Genomic DNA, 22,601 nt, shown 5'->3' on the forward strand with positions numbered 1-22,601 from the left:
GTTGTTAAAGTGCTATACCGAAGTAAAAAACAAAACAGTATAGGAAGATACCTAAATATCCTGAGAAATTTAGACTACAACAATATAATATCTTACGCTAAAAATGGACTATCTTACGATGACTAAGCCGAAGTAAGCCTAACTATTGGGAACCGCAGTTAATTACCCAAGAATTTCTGCCACCAATAGCCCGAGTCTTTGATGCTTCTTTGCTGGGTCTTGAAATCGTTGTGCACAATGCCGAACCTGGCCTGGTAGCCTTCGGCCCATTCAAAATTATCCATCAGAGTCCACACCATATAACCTGTAATGTTAATGCCATCATTTTTGGCCTTGAGCAAAGCTTCTAAATACAGTTTAAAAAAAGCGATACGGTCTTCGTCGTGGACATGGCCATCTGTCAATTTATCGTTAAAAGCAGCTCCGTTTTCGGTAATCATAATTTCCTTCACTTTCGGGTAGCCGGCAAATTGTTTGATGATGTTATAAAAGCTGTCGGCGTTAATTTCCCAGCCCATGGCCGTATGGGGTTTGTTGCGGTTCTTGGCTTTGACCTCCCAGGCTTGTACAACCGGAATAAACGCATTGTACCGGATCACCAAAGGGAAATAATTTTGCAGACCGATAAAATCAAAATCGAATGTCATGCGCTTAACATGGCGCCAGGTAGAGTGGCTCACGGCAAATTTCTCCAACACATCCCAATCGGCCGTTGGAAAACCCATGCCCAAAGTCGGTTCAATAAACAAACGGTTCATTAGGCAATCAACCCGTTTAGCGGCTAGCAAATCGTTGGCACTAGTTGTGTAAGGAATAATTTCTGAGCAGGAAAAGGTGGTTCCGATGCGCGCGTTTGGCACTTCGGCGCGTAAAATATGGCCACCATCTGCCTGCGCAATGGCCGTATGCTGCGCCGCTGCCAAAAAATTGGTTAGTCCGGTTTCGCCAGGGGCATGAACGCCAAGCATATAGCCGAGCGAAGTAAAGCCAAATGGCTCGTTAATCACAATCCAGTTTTTAACCTTGTCGCCATAGGTTTTGGCACAAAGCATCACAAATTCATTGAAATCGGCATTGATACTAAATACGGTCCAGCCACCTAGTTGAGACAAGGTTTCGGGCAAGTCCCAATGGTACAGCGTAACATAAGGAATAAGTCCTTGGCTTAGGCATTCGTCGATCACGTTATGGTAAAAACGGATGCCTTCTTCATTAACCAGTCCCTTGCCTAATGGCAACACCCGCGACCAGGAGATAGAAAAGCGAAAAACCTTAAAGCCCAGGGTCTTTACCAAGGCGATATCTTCCTGATAGCGATGGTAAAAATCGCAGGCTACATCAAGCTGGTGGCCTTTTTTAATTTTGCCTGTTCGCTTGGCAAACGTATCCCAAATAGAGGCACCCTTGCCATACGTATTCGAGGCGCCCTCTATCTGCGCGGCCGCAGTAGCAACTCCCCATAAAAAATCAGGACCAAAATCACTGGCTTTAAACATTTCTATACTGGCTAATTTTTGCTAAGGTCAATTATTCCTGTTAAGTTAATATTAACAATTGTGAATTGGCTAAACAAAGCTTTTTTTTCTATTTTTATGAAATGACGCGCTTGATTATCATCTGTTTATGTTTGCTCACTTTGGGCGCGCATGCCTATCGCGCAGCGCCTCCGAACGATGAAATAGACAAAGCCGTCAACATCGCCAATACCGATGCTTTTTGCAGCGAGGATGCCAAGTATAGCAATATAGAGGCTACCGCAACTGCAAGAGGCGTCCCGATGAATTGGAGCGGCGCCATTGGAAAGGATGTATGGTTCAAATTCACGGCCACCAAATTCGATGTCAACATTACCGTAAACGGCAAAGACAATGCCACTAGTACAAATACACTGATTAATCCGCTAGTAGCGCTTTACACTTTTGATCCGGCCACCAATTCATCAGCCGAGCTCCCTACCAATATGCTCACTTCGAGCAATGTAACCAGCATTACCAAAGGTGGGCTAATTCCCGGAACGGTTTATTACATCAGGGTAAGCGCTGCCATGAATGCCGAGGGCACTTTTAAGCTTTGCGTTAACAATTACTTTGCGCCACTTAAGCCCGGGCAGGATTGTGGTACGGTTTCTATCCTTTGCAAAATGGAAGAATTTACCCAGACCAACGTTACCGGAGCAGGTTTAAACAACAGGGAAACCGCCGGAACTTGTTTAGGCACCGAATCGAATTCGGCCTGGTACATGTGGACCGCAGGCAAAGACGGCACTTTTACTTTCACCATAACACCTACTGTCCGCAACAATGATATTGATTGGGTATTGTATGATTTGGGACCGGGTGGCGATTGCAGCCAAGCTACTGCCGCCAATGCCATTCGTTGTGCCTCTGGAAGTGGCGTTACCTGTACGCCTTTCTATAACCAAACCGGGTTGAGCTTAACGGAAACCGATCTGCGCGAAGAATCCGGCTGTGTGCCTGGCCAAAATGGCTTTGTCAAGTTCGTAGATATGGTAGCCGGGCATAACTATGCGCTTATTATCGACAACTTTTCTGGAGGCAACAATGGCTTCCATATCCAATTTGATGGCACCACCGAGTTTGTTGGACCAACAGCGGAGATTAAAATGGACAAGATCAACCCTTGTACATTTCAGCAAAGCTATACCTTCACCAGTCTTTCATCTAATTATAATACCTTAAAATGGACTTTTGGCGAGGGCGCCAATATAGCCACTGCCAATACTGAAGGTCCTTTTAACATCACCTACACTACCCCAGGCGAAAAAGCGGTTGTACTTGAGGCGCAAGGGGCCAACGGTTGTACCGTGTTTAGTACCGTCAAGTTTATGGTGGCCAATACGCCCTCACCACCTGTCATTATGCCTTCGGCCCTCAAGCTCTGTGTTGGCGAAACCTTAATACTGCGCACACCGGACCTCGATTTGGCCAGCTATCATTGGATAGGACCAAATGGCTTTGCCTCAGACCAACAAAATCCTGAAATTTTAATTACCGGTCCAGAAAACGCTGGCGATTATCAGCTTTACGTACAGGTTGGCGATTGCGTTAGCCAAACAACGACACTCAGCATCCCTCCCATCTACCTTAAACCTGAAGCACAGTTTAAAATTGTTGTCAATAACGCCTGTCAAGCCAATCAGAACTTTACGCTGGTTAATCTGTCAACTAATTTTACCACGGCTATTTGGGATGTCGGCCCAGGCGTAAAGAACTTAACTACGACTAGCAATAGCGACGGCTTGCTAACCTACAATACTACAGGCACCAAGACCATTACTTTAACCGTACAAAACGCCAATGGCTGTTCGGTAAGCATTTCGCAACAATTAGAGGTACAGCTGAAACCTGCTACGCCGGTAATTCGTGCCAATCAAACTAAATTTTGCATTGGTGATGTCATGAAGCTGGAAGTTGACGAAGTAGATGGCGTGACCTATCAATGGACAGGGCCCAATGGATTGACGGCTAACACGGCCAAACTGGAAGTTCCATTAACTGATTTTAAACAAGCAGGTGTTTACCAAATTGTGCTTAAAGCCGGCGACTGCCTAAGCGATGCCGTCCAATTTGTTGTACCGCCCATTGCCAAAATACCTCAAGCCATTTTTAACACCGAGCCTCAATTCACTGCCAAATTTTCGGCACCCTTACCTATCGTTTTTACCAACAGCTCTAAAGATGCCGACTCTTACCTTTGGGATTTTGGCGATGGCAGCCAATCTACCTTGGCCAATCCCACCCATGCCTATACCCAAAGTGGTACGTTTAAAATTACCTTAACGGCTTATGCCGACGAAGGCTGCTCTAATTCGGTAACCAAGGGCGATTTGGTGATCCTGAAAAATGCTTCCCTATTTGTGCCCAATGCTTTTTCGCCCAACGGCGACGGCACCAACGACGAATTTGTGGTGAGCATTACCAACCTTAAAAAGTATCACCTCTTTATTTATTCGAGGCTGGGCGAAAACCTTTTCCAAACCACCAGCATTTTCGAAAACTGGAAGGGCACCTACAACGATAAACCAGTGCCAGTTGGGGTTTATTATTATGTAATCATGGGCAAGAACATCGCCAATCAGGATGTAAAATATACAGGCTCGCTCACCTTGATCCGCTAATGCTGCTCATCGAGTGCCAACCCGATCTCTTTCAATAAGATAGCCGCATTAAACGTGCTGCAAGGACCATGCTTAAGCTGATAGTCGAAACTCATTTCGCCATGCGCCAGCTGGATATCAAAATGGAAATTTCTTACGGTTTGCGCGTAGATAACCTGGAGTTCAGACAACTGCAGATCGTGTGTCGCAAACAGCGTCGGCACCCGAAGTTCAATCATCTTTTCAATAAAAACCTTCGAGCCCAGGTACTTGTCCCTGCTATTGGTGCCGCGCAGCATTTCATCAATCAATACCATGGCATTCTCGGTAGTTTTTACAGTGCTTAAAATCATTTTCAGCCGGTTTAGCTCGGCCTTAAAGGTAGAAGTGCTTTCCTTTAGCGAATCTACGATACGCATATAGGTAACCAACCTGAAGATAGACAAGCGCATTTGGCTGGCACAAACCGGCGCACCGGCATAGGCCAAGATCATATTGATACCCACTGTTCGCAAAAAAGTACTTTTTCCGGCCATGTTAGAGCCAGTTACAATGTCGACAGTTGCTTGTGCTTCAAGCTGGTAATCGTTATACACCCTGCCCTGCTGCTTAATCAGCGGATGGCCCAGCCCGGTTGCCGATAGCGAAAAGCCTTCATCGATGAGCGGAAAAGTCCAAGCCGGTTCGTTGTGTACCAAAGTAGCCATCGAAATAAGCTCTTCAAAATAGCCAATCCTATCCAATCCGTTTTCTACTTCGGCTGTTGTATTCCACTGGTCAAGCTTGATGCAACAATCCAAATCCCACAAAAAGAAAAAATTGAGGATAGCGCTAAGCAGAATGTTCAAGCGGGCGTCAAAGGCCTGAATAATTTGAGCCAGCTTTTTGATTTGTGCGCTCACCTGCTTTGTAGAAGAGAAGAGAGACCGGATATAGCTGCTTTGCCAATTGATTTCCTCTGTCCATTTAATGGCAGTGGCATAATCGTTCAGCAATGCCGAGCCTCCGCTAAAGCCGTAATATACCTTATTGATTTTTTTGCCCTGGCCGAAAGTAAGCGCGGCATTGATAAAGGCTATCAGCATTAAAAGGGTCCACAGCTTTCCGCCAATGACAATGGCAGCCAGAGTTAAAATCGAAGCCACATATGGCAATAGCTTTACATACAAGCGCAAAGGTTTATTCCTGGTAAATTTGAGCTGCTCGGCCAGCGGGCCTTTCAGTTTCTGTTTGATCTGTTCGATCTGACTTACGTCGTGCCCCTTTAAATTAGCCCTCAACTCGAATGTGCGGTCGATATGGCTTGCCATTTCCCTAATAGCCTCCTGCCTGGCCACGATGCCATCTTTGGTATCGGTGAAGGCTAGGCTTTGGGCCAAACGTTCAGTACCCACTTTGGTAACGCACCTGTTAAGGAGGGCAAAAAGCGATGATCTTCCAAAAATATCCAAATCGGCGGTGTAGGCATGGTTCTCGTCTTTAAAGTTTTCGCCGTGCGCATATTTGTTTTCATTGCCCCTTAATAAAGTCAATTCGTTTTCATAAACCCATAAAAGATTGCTCAGATACTCTTTGTTTTTGCTGAGGGCATTTTGCTTCTTCACGGCAAGTATAAAAACGGCTATCGGCAACGCCAGCAAGGCCCCTCTCCAAAACATCTCGGTATCGTTGGCCGATTGCAGAAAGAAAACAAAAAATGCGATTTCTACGAGCAATAATGCAATGCGCACCATAGACAATTTGTCGATGCTCTTTTTGAGGCCATCGATGGTTCCGACAAGCGCGGTGGCACGCAACTTATATTTATTTTCGATTTCTTGCTGGCTTTTTAACATTATATTTGTTTTTTGATTGTGCGCTAAGATACTACGAAACCTGGAGAGAAGAAATAAATGAGCGAATGGAATAAAGAAAGACCAAAACCTAAAGCATAAAGAAACTGAAGGCTGAAAAATTGAAGGAAACGGGATGCCCCATTCAAAACCCGGTCATTCAATCATTCAAAATTATTTACCCATGAAAATAACGCTACTAGCAGTTGGCAAAACAGAAGACAAATACCTGATCGAAGGTATAGAGAAATACCTTACCCGCTTAAAGCACTACATCAATTTTAACTTTGTCATTATTCCCGACATCAAAAACACCAAAAATCTTACCGAAGCCCAACAGAAAACCAAAGAGGCCGAACTGATTGCCAAACAGCTGAACCCCGGCGACGTAGTAATGCTGCTCGACGAAAAGGGCAAAAAACACAGCTCGGTTTCTTTTGCCGAGTACTTGAACAAACAGATGATCGGCAGCGTACAGCACTTGGTGTTCATTATCGGTGGCCCCTATGGTTTTGACGAGAGCATTTACAAACGTTCAAACGGCAGCGTTTCGCTATCAGATATGACATTCTCCCATCAAATGGTACGCCTTTTCTTTGTAGAACAATTGTACCGTGCCTTTACCATCCTCAAAAACGAACCATACCATCATGCGTAGCCTATTATTAGCTTTTGCTGCTCTTTTTGCCTTGGCAAGCGTCCATGCGCAAGAATCGGGTTTAGATCATTTTAATGCCGGCATGGAAAAATCAAGGCAAAAAGATTATAAGGGTGCCATCGAAGCGTACAACAAGGCCATTGAATTAGATTCTGCCGACTGGAAAAACTATTTTAACCGCGGATTAGCCTATAAAGACCTTAACAACTACAAGTTGGCACTTGCCGATTTTACAGTGGCCATCAGGTTTGCGCCCGAAAACGAAATCCTATATTACAGCCGTGGCATCACCAAATATATGCTTAGGGATTTTACCGGCGCTGTAGCTGATCTCCATCAATTAATCGAGCTTGATAACGATTACCCATCGGCTTATTTGGTGAGAGGAAATGCCTACAGAGAACTCAAAAACAACAAACTGGCCATTGCCGATTACGAGAATGCCATAAAGGCCAATCCGAAGGAAGAGGAAGCTTATTTTCAACGCGGGGTTTTGCGTGGTTACCAAAAAGATTTTGCAGGCGCCACTGCCGATTTTTCGAAGGCCATTGCTCTCAATCCCGAAAATGCCAACAGCTATGTAAACCGGGGGCTGGCCAGGCTGAACAACAAGCAAAAAGAAGAGGCTTGTGCCGATTTTAAAAAAGCCATTACGCTAGGCCATGCCAATGCCAAGCAAATGCTGGTTGCTTATTGCAAATAGTTTATGGAAATGTTTTAGGTTTTTCATCGTTTAATAAAAAGGAGGCATTATGTTACCGAGCGATTATAAAAGAAAATACAAGTTTAGAACCGATCATTCGAGAGAGAAAAAAATAATGAACATTACCATCACCATTCTGATACTAATGGTGGTAGCTTGGTATGCCTATAATTATTTCTTTAATTAAGGATGAAACGCCATCGGGCAAATGCAAAAGCTCAAACTCTCGGTTCTACTGCTTTTGGCTTCGAATTTTTCGACGGCCCAGCAACTTACCAATACCACTGTTTGCCATTTAACCTGGAAACCTTAACCCGCCTTTCATCAAGGCCAGATTCGATCCTGCCAAGTTTTGATGGTCAATATTTTGACTACAAAAATAACCAGCCAAAATTCCCATAAAAAAAGCACCATCCTTTTCGAATGGTGCTTTTTACTTTCAAAAACGTTAATTAAACGCCTTTTTTGCTTGTCATGTTGGCCTTTTTGGCTGGCGCCGATGTTTTGGTAGTTGGTGCCTTGGCATTGCTTGGCTTGGCCTTAGGCGCCGCTTTGGCTTTTTTCTCTACTTTTTCTTCCACCTTTGGCGCATCTGCTTCCGCGCCTTCCGGGGTTTCGGTAAACAAAGGCAAATCTTTAAGCAACTGGTACCAGGTTAGGATTTTCTTCATGTCTGAAGCATAAACCTTTTCTTGGTCGTGGCCCGGAGCTACCTCTAAAAAGAAGCTACGCAAAGCCTTGCCATCTGCCTTGCTATCAGGCACTGCATTTTTGCTGGCCGCGATGTTGGCCAATACATCAACCAGTTTTAGTTCTTCGTCTTCGCCATAAATGGTGATATCTTCTAACGAAGCCAATTTGGTCGTAGAGATGTTGGCTACAATCTTTAACTTTTGTTCGTCTAGGCTTTCTAAAACGTAGCCTACTTTGTTTTGTCCAACCAGCTTAAACAAGCCCGGTCTGCCAGATACGGCTACAATTCCTCTTAAGTTCATATATTTTGTATTGCGTATAGCGTATAGCGTATAGCGTTTTCTCTATACTCAATACGCTATACTATGTACTAGTCTTCTATAACTTCAATTGATAAAATTCTATCGCCTTGTCTAATGTCGTCAACAAGGTCTACATTTTCAATCACCTTGCCAAAACAAGTGTGGTTGCGGTCTAAATGCGCAGTATTGTCTCTGCTGTGGCAAACAAAAAATTGCGATCCGCCAGTATTCCTTCCGGCATGTGCCATAGACAATACGCCACGGTCGTGGTATTGGTTATCTCCGCTTAGCTCGCAATCGATTTTGTAGCCCGGACCGCCTGTACCTGGCATGCCGGTTGCGCCTTCTTTAGAATTAGGGCAACCACCTTGGATAACAAAATTCGGGATTACACGGTGAAAGGTAACGCCATTATAAAAGCCTTCGCTGGCTAATTTCTTAAAGTTGGCAACAGTATTCGGCGCATCTTTGTCATAGAACTCCACGGTCATATCACCTTTTTCAGTCTTTATTATTGCTTTGCTCATTTTATAATTTATTGTGAAGAGACAAATTTAACAAATTGAAACGATTAGCCTAATACCTGAGCCACAAATCGTACCAAAGAAATTCCAAATTGATATGAAACCTGCTGTTTTAACGTTTTTATCAACGTAATAATTTCAGATTAGCCTCCAAAAAATATACATTCGCATAGCAAGTATCCTTTATGGCTATAAATAAATTCCGTCTGATCGTTTGCCTTTTGCTGTTTTCGGTAGCAAGCCGGGCTTCTTCTATTCTCATTTATATGGACGAAGGGCAAAAAAACCACCTTAAGGCCTATGGCATTGCCTATTGGAGCATTAAGCAACAGGCAGAGGTCGATTGGTTGCTTAACTACCGCGGGGGAAGTTTTTTGGTGAAGTATGCCAAGCCCATAGAAGACGAATGCAAGATACGCGGCGTTTCTTACGAGGTAATTGCCGATGGAAAGGCAACCGCCATTTTGAACGAAATCAACAATCCGGATGTGAACATGGAAATGGTGAAGCTGGAAAAAGCGCCAAAAATCGCCGTTTATTCGCCCAAAAGCAAACTCCCTTGGGATGATGCGGTAACACTGGTACTCACCTATGCAGAAATCCCCTACGATGTAATCTACGACGACGAAATCCTGAAAGACAAGCTGAGTAGCTACGATTGGCTGCACTTGCACCACGAAGATTTTACCGGTCAGTATGGCCGCTTCTGGAATGCTTTTAGAAATGCCACCTGGTACCAGGAAGACGTGAAATACCAAGAGGCCGCGGCCAAGAGAAACGGCTTTAAAAAAGTATCGGAAATGAAACTGGCCGTAGCCAAGCGCATCAAGGAGTTTTGTGCAGGCGGAGGCTTTCTGTTTGCCATGTGCTCGGGCACCGATAGTTTTGATATTGCCCTGGCGGCCGAAGGCGTTGATATTGCCGAAAGCATGTTTGATGGCGATGGAACCGACGCCAATGCCCAGTCAAAGCTCAATTACAACAACTGTGTAGCCTTTAAGGACTTTAAAATTGACCTGAACCCCGAACGCTATGAGTTTTCGGATATAGACGTCACCCAAACCCGCACCTTTACAGAAAGCAACGACTATTTTACCCTATTCGATTTTTCGGCCAAATGGGATTTGGTGCCAACCATGCTTACCCAAGACCACGATAAGGTAATTAAAGGTTTTATGGGCCAAACGACCGCCTTTAGGAAAAGCCTGATCAAACCCAGCGTTACCATTTTGGGCGAAAACAAAGGCGGTGCAGAAGTGCGTTACCTGCATGGCGAAATTGGAAAGGGGCAATTTACCTTTTATGGAGGCCATGACCCCGAAGATTACCAGCACCAGGTAAACGATCCGCCTACCGACCTGAGCCTGCACCCCAACTCGCCGGGCTACCGCCTAATTTTGAACAACGTGCTTTTTCCGGCTGCTAAAAAGAAGCCGCAGAAAACCTAGCTTTCGGTTAGGGCTTATGGGTTGCGAGTTACGGGTTGTGGGTTGCGAGTTACAAGTTGCGAGTTGAAAAGCTTAAAGCTCAAAGCAGATTACACTATTTCCTACTCCCAATTTTCTATTCCCTGTTCCTCCAAACAACTAATATGGTTAATCATAAAAATTCCAGCTTACGCCGAATTTCAATAAACGATCGGGCATTGGGTACCTGTTAACCGTATAAAAGCCATTGCTAAACAAGCCTTGGTTCACGTAGTCGTATTTCAGGAAGAGGTTGGCTCTGCGCAAACCCGCCTTGATCCAAACATCAACTACGGGCTTGGTGCCTAGTTTAACAGGGTCGCCATTGTAGAACTGGCTGGTTGCCGGCGAATAAGAAAGCGCCGAATAGGCTGTATTGTACCTGATATCGAAACCGATTTGTGTTTTTAAAGCCTTAAACAAAGTTTGCTCTTTATAAATGCTATTGAAAGTATACACTTCGGGTGTTCGTAAGATGTCTTTGCTGTCTGTTTTTTGATAAACCACGTAGGCATCCAAATGGAAGCTTCTATAGGTAAACTTCTTGCCTACGCTCACCTGCAGCAAATTGATGCTTCCGGCGGCTTGTTGCGGCGCAATGCCATTTTTGGCATCGGCGGCAAAATACAGGTAGTTATCAATTAAATAATAAGCGGCTGAAGCATCAAAACCATATCTTGGGTTAAGATAGTTAAAGGTAAAATTGACCGTTTTCGTTCTGTCGAAGTTGTTTACCCAATCATAATAGTTGCCAAAATAGCGCGAATAGATCTCTTCGGGCGATTTATTCTGCATATAGGCTCCCAGTACAATTTGCCCGGCCTTGTTGCCCAAAAGTACATTGCTCTTGGCCTCGTAAAGGAAATCGCCGGTATTTTCGCCCTGAAATATCTGTTGCAGGTTCAGGTTGATATCAACCTTGTTGCTAAAGCGATAGCCTAAAGCCCCCAACAAGCTGATATTCTGAAAAGAAGCATCATGACTGTAATACAAGCTGCGATCGCGCAGCAAGCCTTGTTGCGCATAGCTGTAGAAATCGTGCCTGATCCCCGCATCGATTTTCAGCTCGTTCTTGCCCAAGAAACCGCTTCCCCTGCCCCGCAGGAAAAAAGTATACACAAAATCGTTCTGCAAATGTTTTACGCTGGTCGAATCGTTGGTAAAAACAGAGTCGACCGGATGGATCTTATCAGGAAACGGCGTTCCCACAACAATGGCCTTGTAAGCATCTATCTCATCTTTTTTAAACGAATAAGCGCTTTTGGTGTAAACGAGAGTATGTGTAATCTTATTGGTAGGCAAGATGCTTTGGTTACTGGCATTCAGCGTACTGTCTATGCGCCCTACAAAATAGCTTTGGCGTATCATGAAAGAATTTTTTCGCCACAGCTGCTTGGCTGTACCGAGCCTAACGGGCTCTGCCTGCTTGTCAACTAACGAACCACTGGTTTGCGTAAAGATGGTATCTTTGAGAATAGACCCGTTTTCTTGGGCCTTAAAAGTATTAAAAACGGCATCGGCCCAGAGGTTATAGCGCTTGTTTGGCGATTGGAACCAAATAAACAAGGCTGCATTGAGCACATCGCCACGCTGATGGGTATAAGCGCCATTGGCTCCGATACGATCAAAATTAGCCCCAAAATTGAAGTTCTTGTTTACGTTTTGCGAATGGACGATTTTAAGCACCTGCTCTTTATCAGAACCATTTACATAATATAAACTTGTAAAGGGCGTTCGAGCGCGATAAAATTTCACGTCATCGTAATTAAGCGCATAGTAATCCATGGCGTGAAAGCCAGCATCAAAACCGATGTTTTTTCTCGGATCGAACAGCAATGAAGTAGCCGAGAGGCCCATTACCCCTGTCCCTACAGTAGGCCTACGCGGCTGCAACAACACGCTAAAATTCTGGATGCCGGTAAGGCCGGTATCAATAGGCAACGTGTGGATGCTGTCTTTGGTTAAGCGCAGGGTGGTATACCTGATGTATTTCGAATCGAATATTACCGAATCTTTTGCGTCTTCTTCCTTCTTCCGCAAAGAATCGAGTTCCTTATTATTGGTTACACTGGTTTTCAGGTCTTGCGCAAACAGTTGCGAAGCACAAAAAGCCAGGTTGCAGCACAGAAGAAAGGCAATGAGTTTCTGCATTATAGGGAAGAAATAAGCTGGCTAAGAATTTGTGTCATTTTGGGTTCTGCATGCGCCGCGGTTGCTAGAATATCTTCTAGGCTAAAAGGCTGCAGGTCTTCCGGAAAACCCTCGTCGGTTAGTACAGAAATGGCAAAAACCGGCAAACCGGCATGGTTGGCCACAATCACTTCAGGTACGGTGCTCATGCCCACGGCATCGCCACCAATAATACGCAGGTATTTGTACTCGGCCTTGGTTTCTAAATTCGGACCGGTTACGGCCACATACACGCCTTGATGACAGGTAATCTTGGCTTCTTGGGCAATTTTCAAGCCTTTGGCAATCAGCTCGCGATTGTAAGGCTGGCTCATATCGGGGAAACGTGGACCCAAATCATCATTATTGATACCACGCAAAGGGCTTTCGTGCTGCAGGTTGATGTGGTCGTTGATGATCATTAAATCGCCTTTCTTAAAATCCGGATTCAGCGAGCCGGCCGCATTCGATACGAAAAGGTACTGAATGCCCAAGGCCTTTAATACCCTGATGGGAAAAGTAATCTGCTGCATGCTGTAGCCTTCGTAATAATGCAGCCTGCCCTGCATGGCCACTACTTTTTTGCCCTGCAAAGTACCAAAAATCAAACGGCCAGAATGGAACTCGAGTGTAGAAATCGGGAAATTGGGAATACTGGCATACAGTACGCTGTGGCTAACTTCAATTTCTTTGACCAAACCGCCAAGGCCTGTGCCCAGTACGATGCCGACTTCGGGTTTAAAATCTTCTATTTTATGCTTGAGGTAGGTTACTGACTCTTTTAGTTCTTGCAACATAGTCTAATATATTTTGGTCAAAGGTTTGCTTATCTGTAACAGCCAAATCTATCTGGATCGGCAGGTAGAATATCGGCAAATTTAAGAGTAAATCTTTTAAATTATCTCCTAATAAACGCTTACTATCCTTTTCTGTTGTAATTATAATCTTTTCTTTTGAAGAATGCTCGCCAAAGGCCTTAACCAGTTGCCTGATATCGTCTTGGCTAAAATGGTAATGGTCTGGAAATTCGAAAGCCACGAGGTTTGGGGTCTGGCTTTTCAAATAATTGGCCAGGGGAACGGGGTTGGCAATACCGGTGAGCAAAAATACCGTGGTTGTTGCCCGAACAGACTGGTTTTCGCCACCAAACAAAGGCACCAGTTCTCCGTATTTGATCGAGGCAAACGAAAGGGTCTGTTGATCATGTAGCAAAAAACCCTTGCCTATCTCCTCCTTCACCTCTTGGCTTATCGCCACAGGTACCTTGGTTATCAACAGGGCATCGGCACGCCTGTAGGCATTAAAAGGTTCGCGCAAATTGCCCATCGGCAACAAAAACTGCCAGTGCATGAAAGAAGCAAAATCGAACAACAGGATATTGAAGCCGGCTTTTACCGCCCGGTGCTGAAAGGCATCGTCGAGCAGGATCACCTCATGATTGGCCTTGAGCTGGTTAATACCCTTTACGCGGTCTTCGCAAACGGCCACAGTTACGTGTGGAAATTTTTGATGGTACTGCAAAGGCTCGTCGCCAATCGTTTCGGCTGTAGCATGGGCATCGGCCAACACAAAGCCCTTGGTTTTCCGTCCGTAGCCACGGCTCAGGATGGCCACCTGATAATCGGCCAGCAGCCTTACCAAATATTCGGTGGTAGGCGTTTTGCCCGTACCGCCAACGACCACGTTGCCGATACAAATAACAGGCAAATCAAAACGCACTGATTTAAAAATGCCCCAATCGTACAGCTTGTTCCTAAGCATAACCACCATGCCGTAGAGCAAGGCAAACGGAAAAAGTAAGAGGCGCAGGTATCTAAGCATGTTCAAGGTTCAAAAATAGCTATTATTAACCGTACTACCTTATGCATCGTGTACAAAGGCCTTTAATTGTGAAAATGCCATGGAAAGCAGAGAAATAAACCGCACCTTTATGCCGCTATTTTACAATGGCATTAAACTATAAAACCTATCTTTGTACAAACAAGAATTTAATTTATGCTTAAAGGATTTTTTAACGTACCTGCTCCTGTTAACGAACCCATTTTGGGTTACGCACCAGGAAGTAAAGAACGCGAATTGTTAAAAGCGGCGCTAGCCGAAAGCCGCTCAAAAGTGATCGATATCCCGATGTATATCGGCAGCGAAGAAGTCTATACCGAAGACCAGGGAAAAATTACCCCTCCGCACGACCACCAGCATTTGTTGGCCAACTATAGCAAGGGCAACAAAAACCACGTAAGCCAAGCCATTGATGCCGCTTTGGCCGCCAAGGCCGATTGGGAAAACCTGGCATGGGAGCACCGTGCCGCCATCTTCTTAAAAGCTGCCGACCTGATCGCAGGTCCGTACCGTTATAAATTAAATGCGGCCACCATGTTGGGGCAGAGCAAAAACGCTTTCCAGGCCGAAATCGACTCGGCTTGCGAGCTGATCGACTTTTTGCGTTTCAACGTGAGCTACATGACCGAGATCTATAAGCAACAACCTCCGGTATCGCCTCGTGGCAGCTGGAACCGCGTAGAACAACGTCCGTTAGAGGGCTTCGTGTTTGCCTTAACTCCGTTTAACTTTACCGCCATTGCCGGTAACCTGCCTACTTCGGTGGCCATGATGGGCAATGTGGTGGTATGGAAACCAGCGAATACCCAAATCTATGCCGCCAATGTATTGATGCAGATTTTCCGCGAAGCGGGTTTGCCAGACGGTGTCATCAACCTGGTTTATGTTTCTGGTCCTGATGCAGGCGACGTGATTTTCTCTCACCCTGATTTTGCGGGCATCCACTTTACCGGATCTACCGGCGTTTTCCAAGACATCTGGAAAACCATCGGCACCAATATCCACAAATACAAAACCTATCCGCGCATTGTAGGCGAAACTGGTGGCAAAGACTTCATCTTGGTGCACGGCTCTGCTGATGCCGAGGTATCGAGCACAGCCATCATCCGTGGCGCTTTCGAATATCAAGGACAAAAATGTTCTGCGGCTTCGAGGGTATATATTGCCAAAAGCCTGTGGCCAAAAATCAAAGAACTGATGTTGAGGGATTTGGCTACCTTTAAAATGGGCCCAACCGAAGATTTCAGCAACTTCATCAATGCGGTTATCGACGAGAAATCGTTCAACAGCTTGGCCAAATATATCGACGCCGCCAAAAACGACAAAGGCGTTGAAATTATTGCCGGTGGCAACTACGACAAGTCTAAAGGCTATTTCATCGAGCCTACGGTCTTAGTGGTCGACGACCCGAAATACACCACCATGTGCGAAGAGCTATTTGGCCCGGTATTAACCATTTTTGTATACGACGACAAAGATTTCGATAAAACTTTAGCTATCATTGACAGCACTTCCATCTATGCTTTAACGGGTGCCGTAATTGGCCAAGACCGTTATGCTTTAGAAAAAGCGACCCAACGCCTGCGCAATGCGGCCGGCAACTTCTACATCAACGACAAATGTACGGGTGCAGTAGTTGGTCAACAGCCATTTGGTGGCGCAAGAGGCAGCGGCACCAACGATAAGGCAGGCTCGATGATCAATTTGCTGCGCTGGGTTTCTCCACGTACCATCAAAGAAACCTTCGATCCGCCGAAAGATTATCGCTATCCGTTTTTAGCAGAGAACTAACAACACTTGCGAAGTTTTAAAACGGCTTGGCCCACAAATTCACCATTGAAAACCAAGCAATTAAAAATAAAGCTTCGCAAATATATCCACAAAAGGCCGGTTAATCCGGCCTTTTTATTTTTTCATTTTCCTGTAAGCCGAAGGCGATACATGCATCCATTTGCTAAACAGGCGAGAAAAATAATAAGGATCTTTAAAGCCAACCGTATTCGAAATCTGTTTGATAGAAAAATCGGTAAATTGCAGCTGCTGACAGGCTTTTTGTATTTTGAGGTGGTTAAAATAGTCGGTAGGCGAATACCCGGTAGCCGACCTGAACACCAAAGAAAAATGCGAAACAGAGAGATTAGCCCTATCGGCAAAATCTTTAAGGGCAATGCTGGCGCCTAGGTTATGTTGCATAAACTTAATTACTTCGCTTACCACCTGGTTGCTGTTTTTCAGTTCTACGCGACCAAATTTGTCTTCATACAAAATAGAAGAAAGGAAATGGTAAAAGGCCATGGTGATGAAACGCAGGTTGTCGTCGCTGTAGCCGTTTTCGAGGGTAAGGTAGATTTCCTCAAAAATCCTGATCCGGTTTTCGTTAAAGATGATTTTGGGTTCCAGGCCACTCACCTGCTCGGAAATGAGCTCGATAATCTGTCCTGATAACTTGCCTTTAAAATGAACCCAATAAATACTCCAGGGATTTTGCTCGTCGGCGCCATAGCTATGTTTGGTACCGAGGGGAATGATAAAAAAAGTAGACGGCGAGATTGCCACCGGCTGCCCTTCCACTTCTATCCAGCCCGTGCCATCAACGCAATAAATTAAGATGTGCTGTTCGGCGCCTTCCTCGCGCACTACAAAATGGTTTTTGGCTTTCGGAAAATAACCAATATCGGTAATATAAATCTGTTTGGTAATGGGATCTTTCTTTAAAAAAGTGCTTTCAACCTTTTTGGGCAGCACAATATGCCTTTGGCCCTCAAAGCCCTCTCTTTTTTTGATTCTTACCAGGGATTGATGTTTTTTCATGGCAGCATAAACCTCCTGGCCTTGACAAAGACGAGCAAACGAGGTTATATTTGGTTTTCTTTGCCGAAAGATAGCAAAAGATAGTTACAACAAAAGCTGATGACCTCAGGCAGGGCATAGTTTTATTTGTTTCTTTTAAATGTCCATGCTATCTTTAGGTACAGATGAAAATCGACAAGGACAAAAGCGAGTTTTTAGACGAGGTAATCGAGCAGTGGAAAACCGACGGACTGATAGATGCTGATACCGAAACCAAGCTGAAAAAAAGTTACGAAACCAAGGCTTTCGACTGGCTAAGGTTGGCTCAATATTCTTTTTGGATTGCCATGGCCTGTGGTTTCATCTCGCTTGGCGCATTTTTGATAGACGATTCGGTACTCAACTACCTGAAAAGAATATACCAAACGCCCAACATCATCATCAGCATTTTATCAGCTGCTGGTGCCGGCTGGCTGTACTATGTTGGCTTTAAGCGCAAAAAACACCATAGCGAACGCAGGTTTAGCAACGAGGCCATCCTGTTTAGTGCCATTCTGCTCACCGCCAACGCCCTTGCTTACTTCGGCAAAACCATCGATAACGGCAGCAGACATTTTTCTGTTCTCATTCTCATTTCGGTATTTGTTTATGGTACCATCGGCTACCTGTACCGTTCTAAACTGACTTGGATTTTTGCCCTGATTTCGTTGGCAGCTTGGTTCGGCACAGAAACCGGTTACCTGAGTAGAAGCAATTATTATTTCCTGGGCATGAACTACCCCTTGCGCTTTGTATTTTTTGGGCTGGCGGTAACTGCATTGGCCTTTTTGTTGCGCAACCATAAAAAATGGGGCTATTTTTTTGAGGCGAGCTATGTTTGCGGCATGGTTTATCTATTTGTATCGCTGTGGTTTTTATCGGTTTTTGGCAATTATGGAACATTGGAAGCCTGGTATGGCATCAAGCAACTGAGCCTGTTCTATTACGCCATTGTTTCGGCAGGAGCTTGCCTCCTCAGCATTTGGGCTGGCCTAAAATACAGAGACGAAGTGGCGCGCGAATTTGGCATCACCTTCTTGTTCCTGAACCTATATACCCGCTATTTCGAATACTTTTGGGACAGTTGGCACAAGGCTCTTTTCTTTTTGGTGCTTGCGGCTTCTTTTTGGCTCATTGGCCGTAAGGCCGAAAAAATCTGGAACCTCGAGTTTCTCAAATGAACCATCAAGCCCTACCCTAAGCAAGGCTTCATGCCAATTAGCGGCGTGTATTCCAATAAAAAAGCCATCTCCTAAGAGACGGCTTCTATTCAATTGACAATTGTTTTGCTTATTTATTGGCCTTCATTTTATACACCGGCGAAATATCAGCTGCGCTAGAAGCACTTACCTTCATGTCGCTGATCAAACCTGTTTTAAGGCTGTACACCCAAGCGTGTACTGATAGCTCCTGGCCTGCGGCCCAGGCATTTTGCACAATCGAGGTGCTCATGATATTGGCTGCACCCTCAATGGCATTCAACTCTACCAAACGATCAAATTTACGGGTTTGGTCTTTAATGGTATCCAGTTCCCTGTCGTGAATGCGGTAAACATCCTTGATATTTCTCAACCAGTTGTCAATCAGGCCAACCTGCTTATCGCCAAGCGCCGCATTTACGCCACCGCAGCCATAATGGCCACAAACGATTACATGTTTTACTTTAAGCACGTTTACCGAATAATCCAATACGCTCAGCAGGTTCATGTCGGTATGTGTAACCACATTGGCAATATTACGGTGTACAAAGATATCGCCAGGCAAGGTATTGGTAATCTGGTTGGCGGGTACACGACTGTCGGAACAGCCGATCCATAGTACCGGAGGAGTCTGTCCAGCAGCCAAGCGGTCGAAAAAAGTGGGATCTTCATTTAAGGTTGCAGCAACCCATTCTTTATTGCCTTGCAATAAGCTCTCATAAGTAATAGCTTCTTGACGGTTATCTTTTTCTACATTTTTTGCGCACATAATTTTATGATTTAATTTCTTCTACAATCTTGTTATTTAATTTAGGCACAGTGTAATGACTTTTAATGTGCTCTAAAGTTACGATAATGCCTTTAGTATAAGCATTATGTTTGTAATTAAAAATGGTCTCCAATACATCTGGATCGATATACCTGGCATTTGAACCATCGATAATGACATTGGTTTCTTTCGGGATATTGGTTAACAATACCTGAATAGAGGCCTTGTTTAAAAAAGATACCTCTTCGGCCAGCTTAATCCTGATGTTTTTCTTGTTTCCCTCCTCTTGTACTTTATAAAAGAAAGGGTTGCGCATGTTGGTACGCAACAAGTAAAAAATAGAGAAAGCCATACCAATAGCAACCCCTTTCAACAAATCGGTAAGTACTACGGCCAGCACGGTAACCACAAAAGGAACAAACTGATCCCATCCTTTATGGTACATGTGCTTAAACAGCGAAATGCGTGTCAATTTGTAACCGGTTACCAAAAGTACAGCGGCCAAACAGGCCAAAGGGATCATATTGATCAGCTTCGGAATGAACAGCAGCGACAGCAGCAACAAGGTACCGTGTATAATGGTCGACATTTTAGTGCGGCCACCTGCATTTACGTTGGCCGAGCTGCGTACAATTACCGAAGTCATAGGCAAACCGCCCAACATGCCGCTGGCCATGTTGCCAAAACCTTGGGCCACCAATTCGCGGTTGGTTGGCGTTACCCTTTTAATCGGATCGATTTTATCAACCGCCTCGATACCCAGCAAGGTTTCTAAACTGGCCACCACGGCAATAGTTAAGCCAACTATCCAAACCTGTTTGTTGCCAATGGCCGAAAAGTCGGGCGTGCTGAACAGGCCCTTAAATTCTTCCCAGCCGTTAAACAAAGGAATATTCACCATCTGATCGGCCCTCAGCTGATAGCTGGTGCCCTGGAAAGCCAAAGCCAGTCCAACGCCCAGTATCACCACCAAAAAAGGGGCAGGCACCGTGTTGAGCTTTTTGATTTTTGGCCAAAAAACCAGGATGGCTATAGACAGCAAACTGATTACAATAGCGGCCAGGCTCAATCCATTTACGGCATGCAAAATAGCCGAAAAGGTATTGTCGCCATCTTTTTGAAGAAAGCCTTCGTCGCCAAAATAATCCTTGTCTACACCTATAGCATGAGGCAGCTGCTTTAAGATAAGCAATACGCCGATACCGGCCAGCATACCTTCAATTACGCTCGATGGAAAGTAATTACCAATGGTGCCGGCCTTGATAAGGCCGAGCACCATTTGGATAGCACCTGCCAAAACCACAGCAAGTAAGAAGACCTGGTAGCTGCCTAGCGAGGCAATTGCACCCAGAACAATAGCAGTTAAACCCGCAGCCGGTCCGCTAACACTTAATTGCGAACCACTCATAGCGCCTACCACAACGCCTCCCACGATACCGGCAATTAAACCGGCAAACAATGGAGCGCCAGAGGCCAAGGCAATGCCCAAACATAAAGGCAAGGCCACTAAAAACACAACTATACTCGATGGTATATCGCGTTTTAAATTCTTTTTTAAGAAATATTTATTAATACCCGACCCTGAGGTCGAACCCACATTTTCCATAATAAACTCGCGTTAAATTTTATTTTTTTCATAAGAAATCGTCCCACAGCCACTGCTGCAGTTCACATTTTGACGATAAAAGTAAAAGCCTATGAAAAGTTAGGAGGCGGTGTGGGTACCGAAGGATGATAAGGGTCTACATATCGCCGAGAATGCTCTATAAAACTGTTTGTTACCCCGTAATCGATTTCGAGGGGCACATAAGTCAGATCATAGCGATAGAACATCAGTTTATGGTCGGCAAACTTTACGCTGCCTTTGGCCGTATCGTCGCCATGGTTCTCTGCCTCAAGCTGCATAATCACTGCATTCATCAGACTTTTGTCTAAGTGGGCAAAAAATACTGGCGCGCCAGAAATTACCATCTTTGCCGTAAAGATGCCCATAAAGGCAATCACGATAAATAAACGGTATTTTCTAAACCACATAAATCTTTTGTTTTTTCGATTTCTCCAAAAATAGTTCCAAAAGCATCAAAGTGACAAATAAAATGGTAAAAAAAATGTAATTAAATAATCGTCTTTCGCAAAACCGGTGCCCAAGGCCGGGCTAAAAAATAATTTCTGTTCGAAAAGCTATGGATTAACCGTAATTTCACGGCCCAAAGCGCATGCTACTTTATATCGCTGCAAAACCATTTGTAAAAAATGAAAAAAGGTCTCTTTTTGTTCGTTTGTTTATGTCCGCTTTTGGCCATGGCGCAAAACAACAATGCTCCGTCTTCGTATGATATACACGACATTAAAATTACGGGCTATCTGCAAACCCAATTCCAGAAAGCACAGTCGGCAGGAATTACTTCCTTTTCTGGCGGAGATTTTTCGGCAAACAGCGACAGCCGCTTCATCATCAGGCGCGGCCGACTTAAAATAGACCGGGTAGACAAATATTCAAGCATTGTTTTCCAAATAGACGCCACCCAGAACGGCGTGAACCTGATGGATGCCTTTATTCAGCTCCACGCACCTTCCGTACCCGAATTGCTGTTTACCGCCGGCTTGTTTAACCGACCTTTCGGCTACTCGATCATCTACTCTTCGGGCTATCGCGATTTTCCGGAAAGAGCACGCGTGTTTCAAACCTTGATGCCCAGGGAAAGGGATTTAGGCGCAATGGTTTCTTTCCATCCCCAAAAAATAGCCAAGTTTTTAACAGCCGATTTTGCCGTAATCAATGGCAGCGGGCTTTCGGCGCGGGATTATGACTCAAAAAAAGACATGGTAGGTGGCCTTAACTTCAAATTCGACAGTTTGGCCAATAAAAAACTGCACATCGGCTTTGGGGGCTCATTTTACAAGGGCTCTGTGCGCAGCAATACCGACACTTATTATACCAACAACGGCCATGGCTTTGCCAGCAATACCAGCGCCAGCAATATAGGCAGCAACCTAAAGCGCAACTATTACGGCGCCAACCTGCAGGTGCAATACGACAATGCTTTTGGCACCACCAGCCTCAAAACCGAGTATATAGCAGGCACCCAGCCCGGCGTAGCCAGCAGCGCCAGTTTGGCAGGCCCCTATGCCAGCCAAAGCTTTGCCACGCAGCCTGCCACCAACCTTTACCTACGCCATTTTAACGGCTACTATATTTGGTTGACACAACAAATTGCCAAAACCAGGTTTAGCGTAATCATGGCCTACGACGTATACGACCCCAATACAGATATCGACGAAAAAGAAATCGGATTGGCCGGCAACAACACTACTGCGGGCGATATTAAGTATGGAACTTTGGGCTATGGGCTAACCTGTGCCTTAAGCTCGCGATTAAAGCTTACCGTTTACAACGAACATGTGACAAACGACGGCACTACCCTATCGGGCTACCAGAGCGATTTAAAGGACAATGTATTGACCACGCGTTTGCAATACCGCTGGTAATTTCTAATTTTA

Annotated in this window: 19 protein-coding genes; 8 read left to right on the top strand and 11 right to left on the bottom strand. The window is 44.9% G+C overall.

Features of this window, described 5'->3' with window-relative positions:
* Positions 1 to 158: 158 nt before the first annotated feature.
* Positions 159 to 1,496, bottom strand: a complete 1,338-nt coding sequence (locus tag JHD69_RS05850) for a GH1 family beta-glucosidase (RefSeq protein ID WP_199138268.1) — start codon at positions 1,494 to 1,496, stop codon at positions 159 to 161.
* Positions 1,497 to 1,597: 101 nt separating this feature from the next.
* On the opposite strand from JHD69_RS05850, the gene JHD69_RS05855 reads away from it, so the two are divergent.
* A complete protein-coding gene (locus tag JHD69_RS05855; RefSeq protein WP_199138270.1) occupies positions 1,598 to 4,138 on the top strand; it encodes a PKD domain-containing protein in 2,541 nt (846 codons plus the stop codon).
* Here the strand turns inward: JHD69_RS05855 and JHD69_RS05860 are convergent.
* A complete protein-coding gene (locus tag JHD69_RS05860) occupies positions 4,135 to 5,952 on the bottom strand; it encodes a MutS-related protein (protein ID WP_199138272.1) in 1,818 nt (605 codons plus the stop codon). The genes JHD69_RS05855 and JHD69_RS05860 overlap by 4 nt on opposite strands.
* A gap of 181 nt (positions 5,953 to 6,133) precedes the next feature.
* On the opposite strand from JHD69_RS05860, the gene rlmH reads away from it, so the two are divergent.
* The 3 genes from rlmH to JHD69_RS05875 are packed head-to-tail and all read left to right on the top strand — an operon-like array spanning position 6,134 to position 7,497.
* Complete coding sequence (gene rlmH, locus JHD69_RS05865) at positions 6,134 to 6,607, top strand: 23S rRNA (pseudouridine(1915)-N(3))-methyltransferase RlmH (RefSeq protein WP_199138274.1); 474 nt, start codon at positions 6,134 to 6,136, stop codon at positions 6,605 to 6,607.
* Positions 6,600 to 7,310, top strand: coding sequence for a tetratricopeptide repeat protein (locus JHD69_RS05870; RefSeq protein ID WP_199138276.1), 711 nt, complete (start codon positions 6,600 to 6,602; stop codon positions 7,308 to 7,310). The genes rlmH and JHD69_RS05870 overlap by 8 nt, the downstream gene beginning before the upstream one ends.
* A gap of 49 nt (positions 7,311 to 7,359) precedes the next feature.
* Positions 7,360 to 7,497 carry a hypothetical protein gene (locus JHD69_RS05875; RefSeq protein WP_199138278.1) on the top strand — a complete coding sequence of 46 codons (138 nt, stop codon included), beginning with the start codon at positions 7,360 to 7,362 and terminating at the stop codon, positions 7,495 to 7,497.
* 265 nt (positions 7,498 to 7,762) lie between these two features.
* On the opposite strand, the gene JHD69_RS05880 is transcribed toward JHD69_RS05875, so the two are convergent.
* Positions 7,763 to 8,305 carry a DUF5606 family protein gene (locus JHD69_RS05880; protein ID WP_199138280.1) on the bottom strand — a complete coding sequence of 181 codons (543 nt, stop codon included), beginning with the start codon at positions 8,303 to 8,305 and terminating at the stop codon, positions 7,763 to 7,765.
* A gap of 68 nt (positions 8,306 to 8,373) precedes the next feature.
* Positions 8,374 to 8,832, bottom strand: coding sequence for a peptidylprolyl isomerase (locus tag JHD69_RS05885; RefSeq protein WP_199138282.1), 459 nt, complete (start codon positions 8,830 to 8,832; stop codon positions 8,374 to 8,376).
* Between the two features lie 263 nt (positions 8,833 to 9,095).
* Between JHD69_RS05885 and JHD69_RS05890 the strand changes: the two genes are divergently transcribed.
* A complete protein-coding gene (locus JHD69_RS05890; protein ID WP_199138327.1) occupies positions 9,096 to 10,277 on the top strand; it encodes an asparagine synthetase B in 1,182 nt (393 codons plus the stop codon).
* Between the two features lie 147 nt (positions 10,278 to 10,424).
* On the opposite strand, the gene JHD69_RS05895 is transcribed toward JHD69_RS05890, so the two are convergent.
* Genes JHD69_RS05895 through lpxK form a run of 3 tightly spaced genes read right to left on the bottom strand, consistent with a single transcriptional unit; the run spans position 10,425 to position 14,285 of the window.
* A complete protein-coding gene (locus tag JHD69_RS05895; protein WP_199138284.1) occupies positions 10,425 to 12,446 on the bottom strand; it encodes a putative porin in 2,022 nt (673 codons plus the stop codon).
* A complete protein-coding gene (locus JHD69_RS05900; protein ID WP_199138286.1) occupies positions 12,446 to 13,261 on the bottom strand; it encodes a purine-nucleoside phosphorylase in 816 nt (271 codons plus the stop codon). The genes JHD69_RS05895 and JHD69_RS05900 overlap by 1 nt, the downstream gene beginning before the upstream one ends.
* Positions 13,218 to 14,285: a tetraacyldisaccharide 4'-kinase gene (gene lpxK, locus JHD69_RS05905; RefSeq protein ID WP_199138288.1), complete on the bottom strand. Its 1,068-nt coding sequence runs from the start codon at positions 14,283 to 14,285 to the stop codon at positions 13,218 to 13,220. Before lpxK ends, JHD69_RS05900 begins: the two co-directional genes overlap by 44 nt.
* Positions 14,286 to 14,459: 174 nt before the next feature.
* Here lpxK and pruA point away from each other — a divergent pair, with 174 nt between their 5' ends.
* A complete protein-coding gene (pruA, locus tag JHD69_RS05910) occupies positions 14,460 to 16,094 on the top strand; it encodes an L-glutamate gamma-semialdehyde dehydrogenase (protein WP_199138290.1) in 1,635 nt (544 codons plus the stop codon).
* A gap of 114 nt (positions 16,095 to 16,208) precedes the next feature.
* Here pruA and JHD69_RS05915 read toward each other — a convergent pair whose 3' ends face one another.
* Positions 16,209 to 17,114, bottom strand: coding sequence for an AraC family transcriptional regulator (locus JHD69_RS05915; RefSeq protein WP_199138292.1), 906 nt, complete (start codon positions 17,112 to 17,114; stop codon positions 16,209 to 16,211).
* 164 nt (positions 17,115 to 17,278) lie between these two features.
* Between JHD69_RS05915 and JHD69_RS05920 the strand changes: the two genes are divergently transcribed.
* Positions 17,279 to 18,313, top strand: coding sequence for a DUF2157 domain-containing protein (locus tag JHD69_RS05920; protein WP_199138294.1), 1,035 nt, complete (start codon positions 17,279 to 17,281; stop codon positions 18,311 to 18,313).
* Positions 18,314 to 18,422: 109 nt separating this feature from the next.
* Here JHD69_RS05920 and JHD69_RS05925 read toward each other — a convergent pair whose 3' ends face one another.
* The 3 genes from JHD69_RS05925 to JHD69_RS05935 all read right to left on the bottom strand — a co-directional run bounded on the left by JHD69_RS05925 (position 18,423) and on the right by JHD69_RS05935 (position 21,134).
* Positions 18,423 to 19,100, bottom strand: a complete 678-nt coding sequence (locus tag JHD69_RS05925) for a carbonic anhydrase (protein WP_199138296.1) — start codon at positions 19,098 to 19,100, stop codon at positions 18,423 to 18,425.
* A gap of 4 nt (positions 19,101 to 19,104) precedes the next feature.
* On the bottom strand, positions 19,105 to 20,706 hold the full coding sequence (locus tag JHD69_RS05930; protein ID WP_199138298.1) for a SulP family inorganic anion transporter: 1,602 nt from the start codon (positions 20,704 to 20,706) through the stop codon (positions 19,105 to 19,107).
* Between the two features lie 89 nt (positions 20,707 to 20,795).
* The gene (locus JHD69_RS05935) at positions 20,796 to 21,134 is read right to left on the bottom strand and encodes a hypothetical protein (protein WP_199138300.1); all 339 of its coding nucleotides are present in this window, start codon (positions 21,132 to 21,134) and stop codon (positions 20,796 to 20,798) included.
* Positions 21,135 to 21,353: 219 nt separating this feature from the next.
* On the opposite strand from JHD69_RS05935, the gene JHD69_RS05940 reads away from it, so the two are divergent.
* On the top strand, positions 21,354 to 22,589 hold the full coding sequence (locus tag JHD69_RS05940; protein ID WP_199138301.1) for a porin: 1,236 nt from the start codon (positions 21,354 to 21,356) through the stop codon (positions 22,587 to 22,589).
* Positions 22,590 to 22,601: the final 12 nt, after the last annotated feature.

The organism is Pedobacter sp. ASV12, assembly GCF_016429155.1.
GTDB lineage: Bacteria > Bacteroidota > Bacteroidia > Sphingobacteriales > Sphingobacteriaceae > Pedobacter.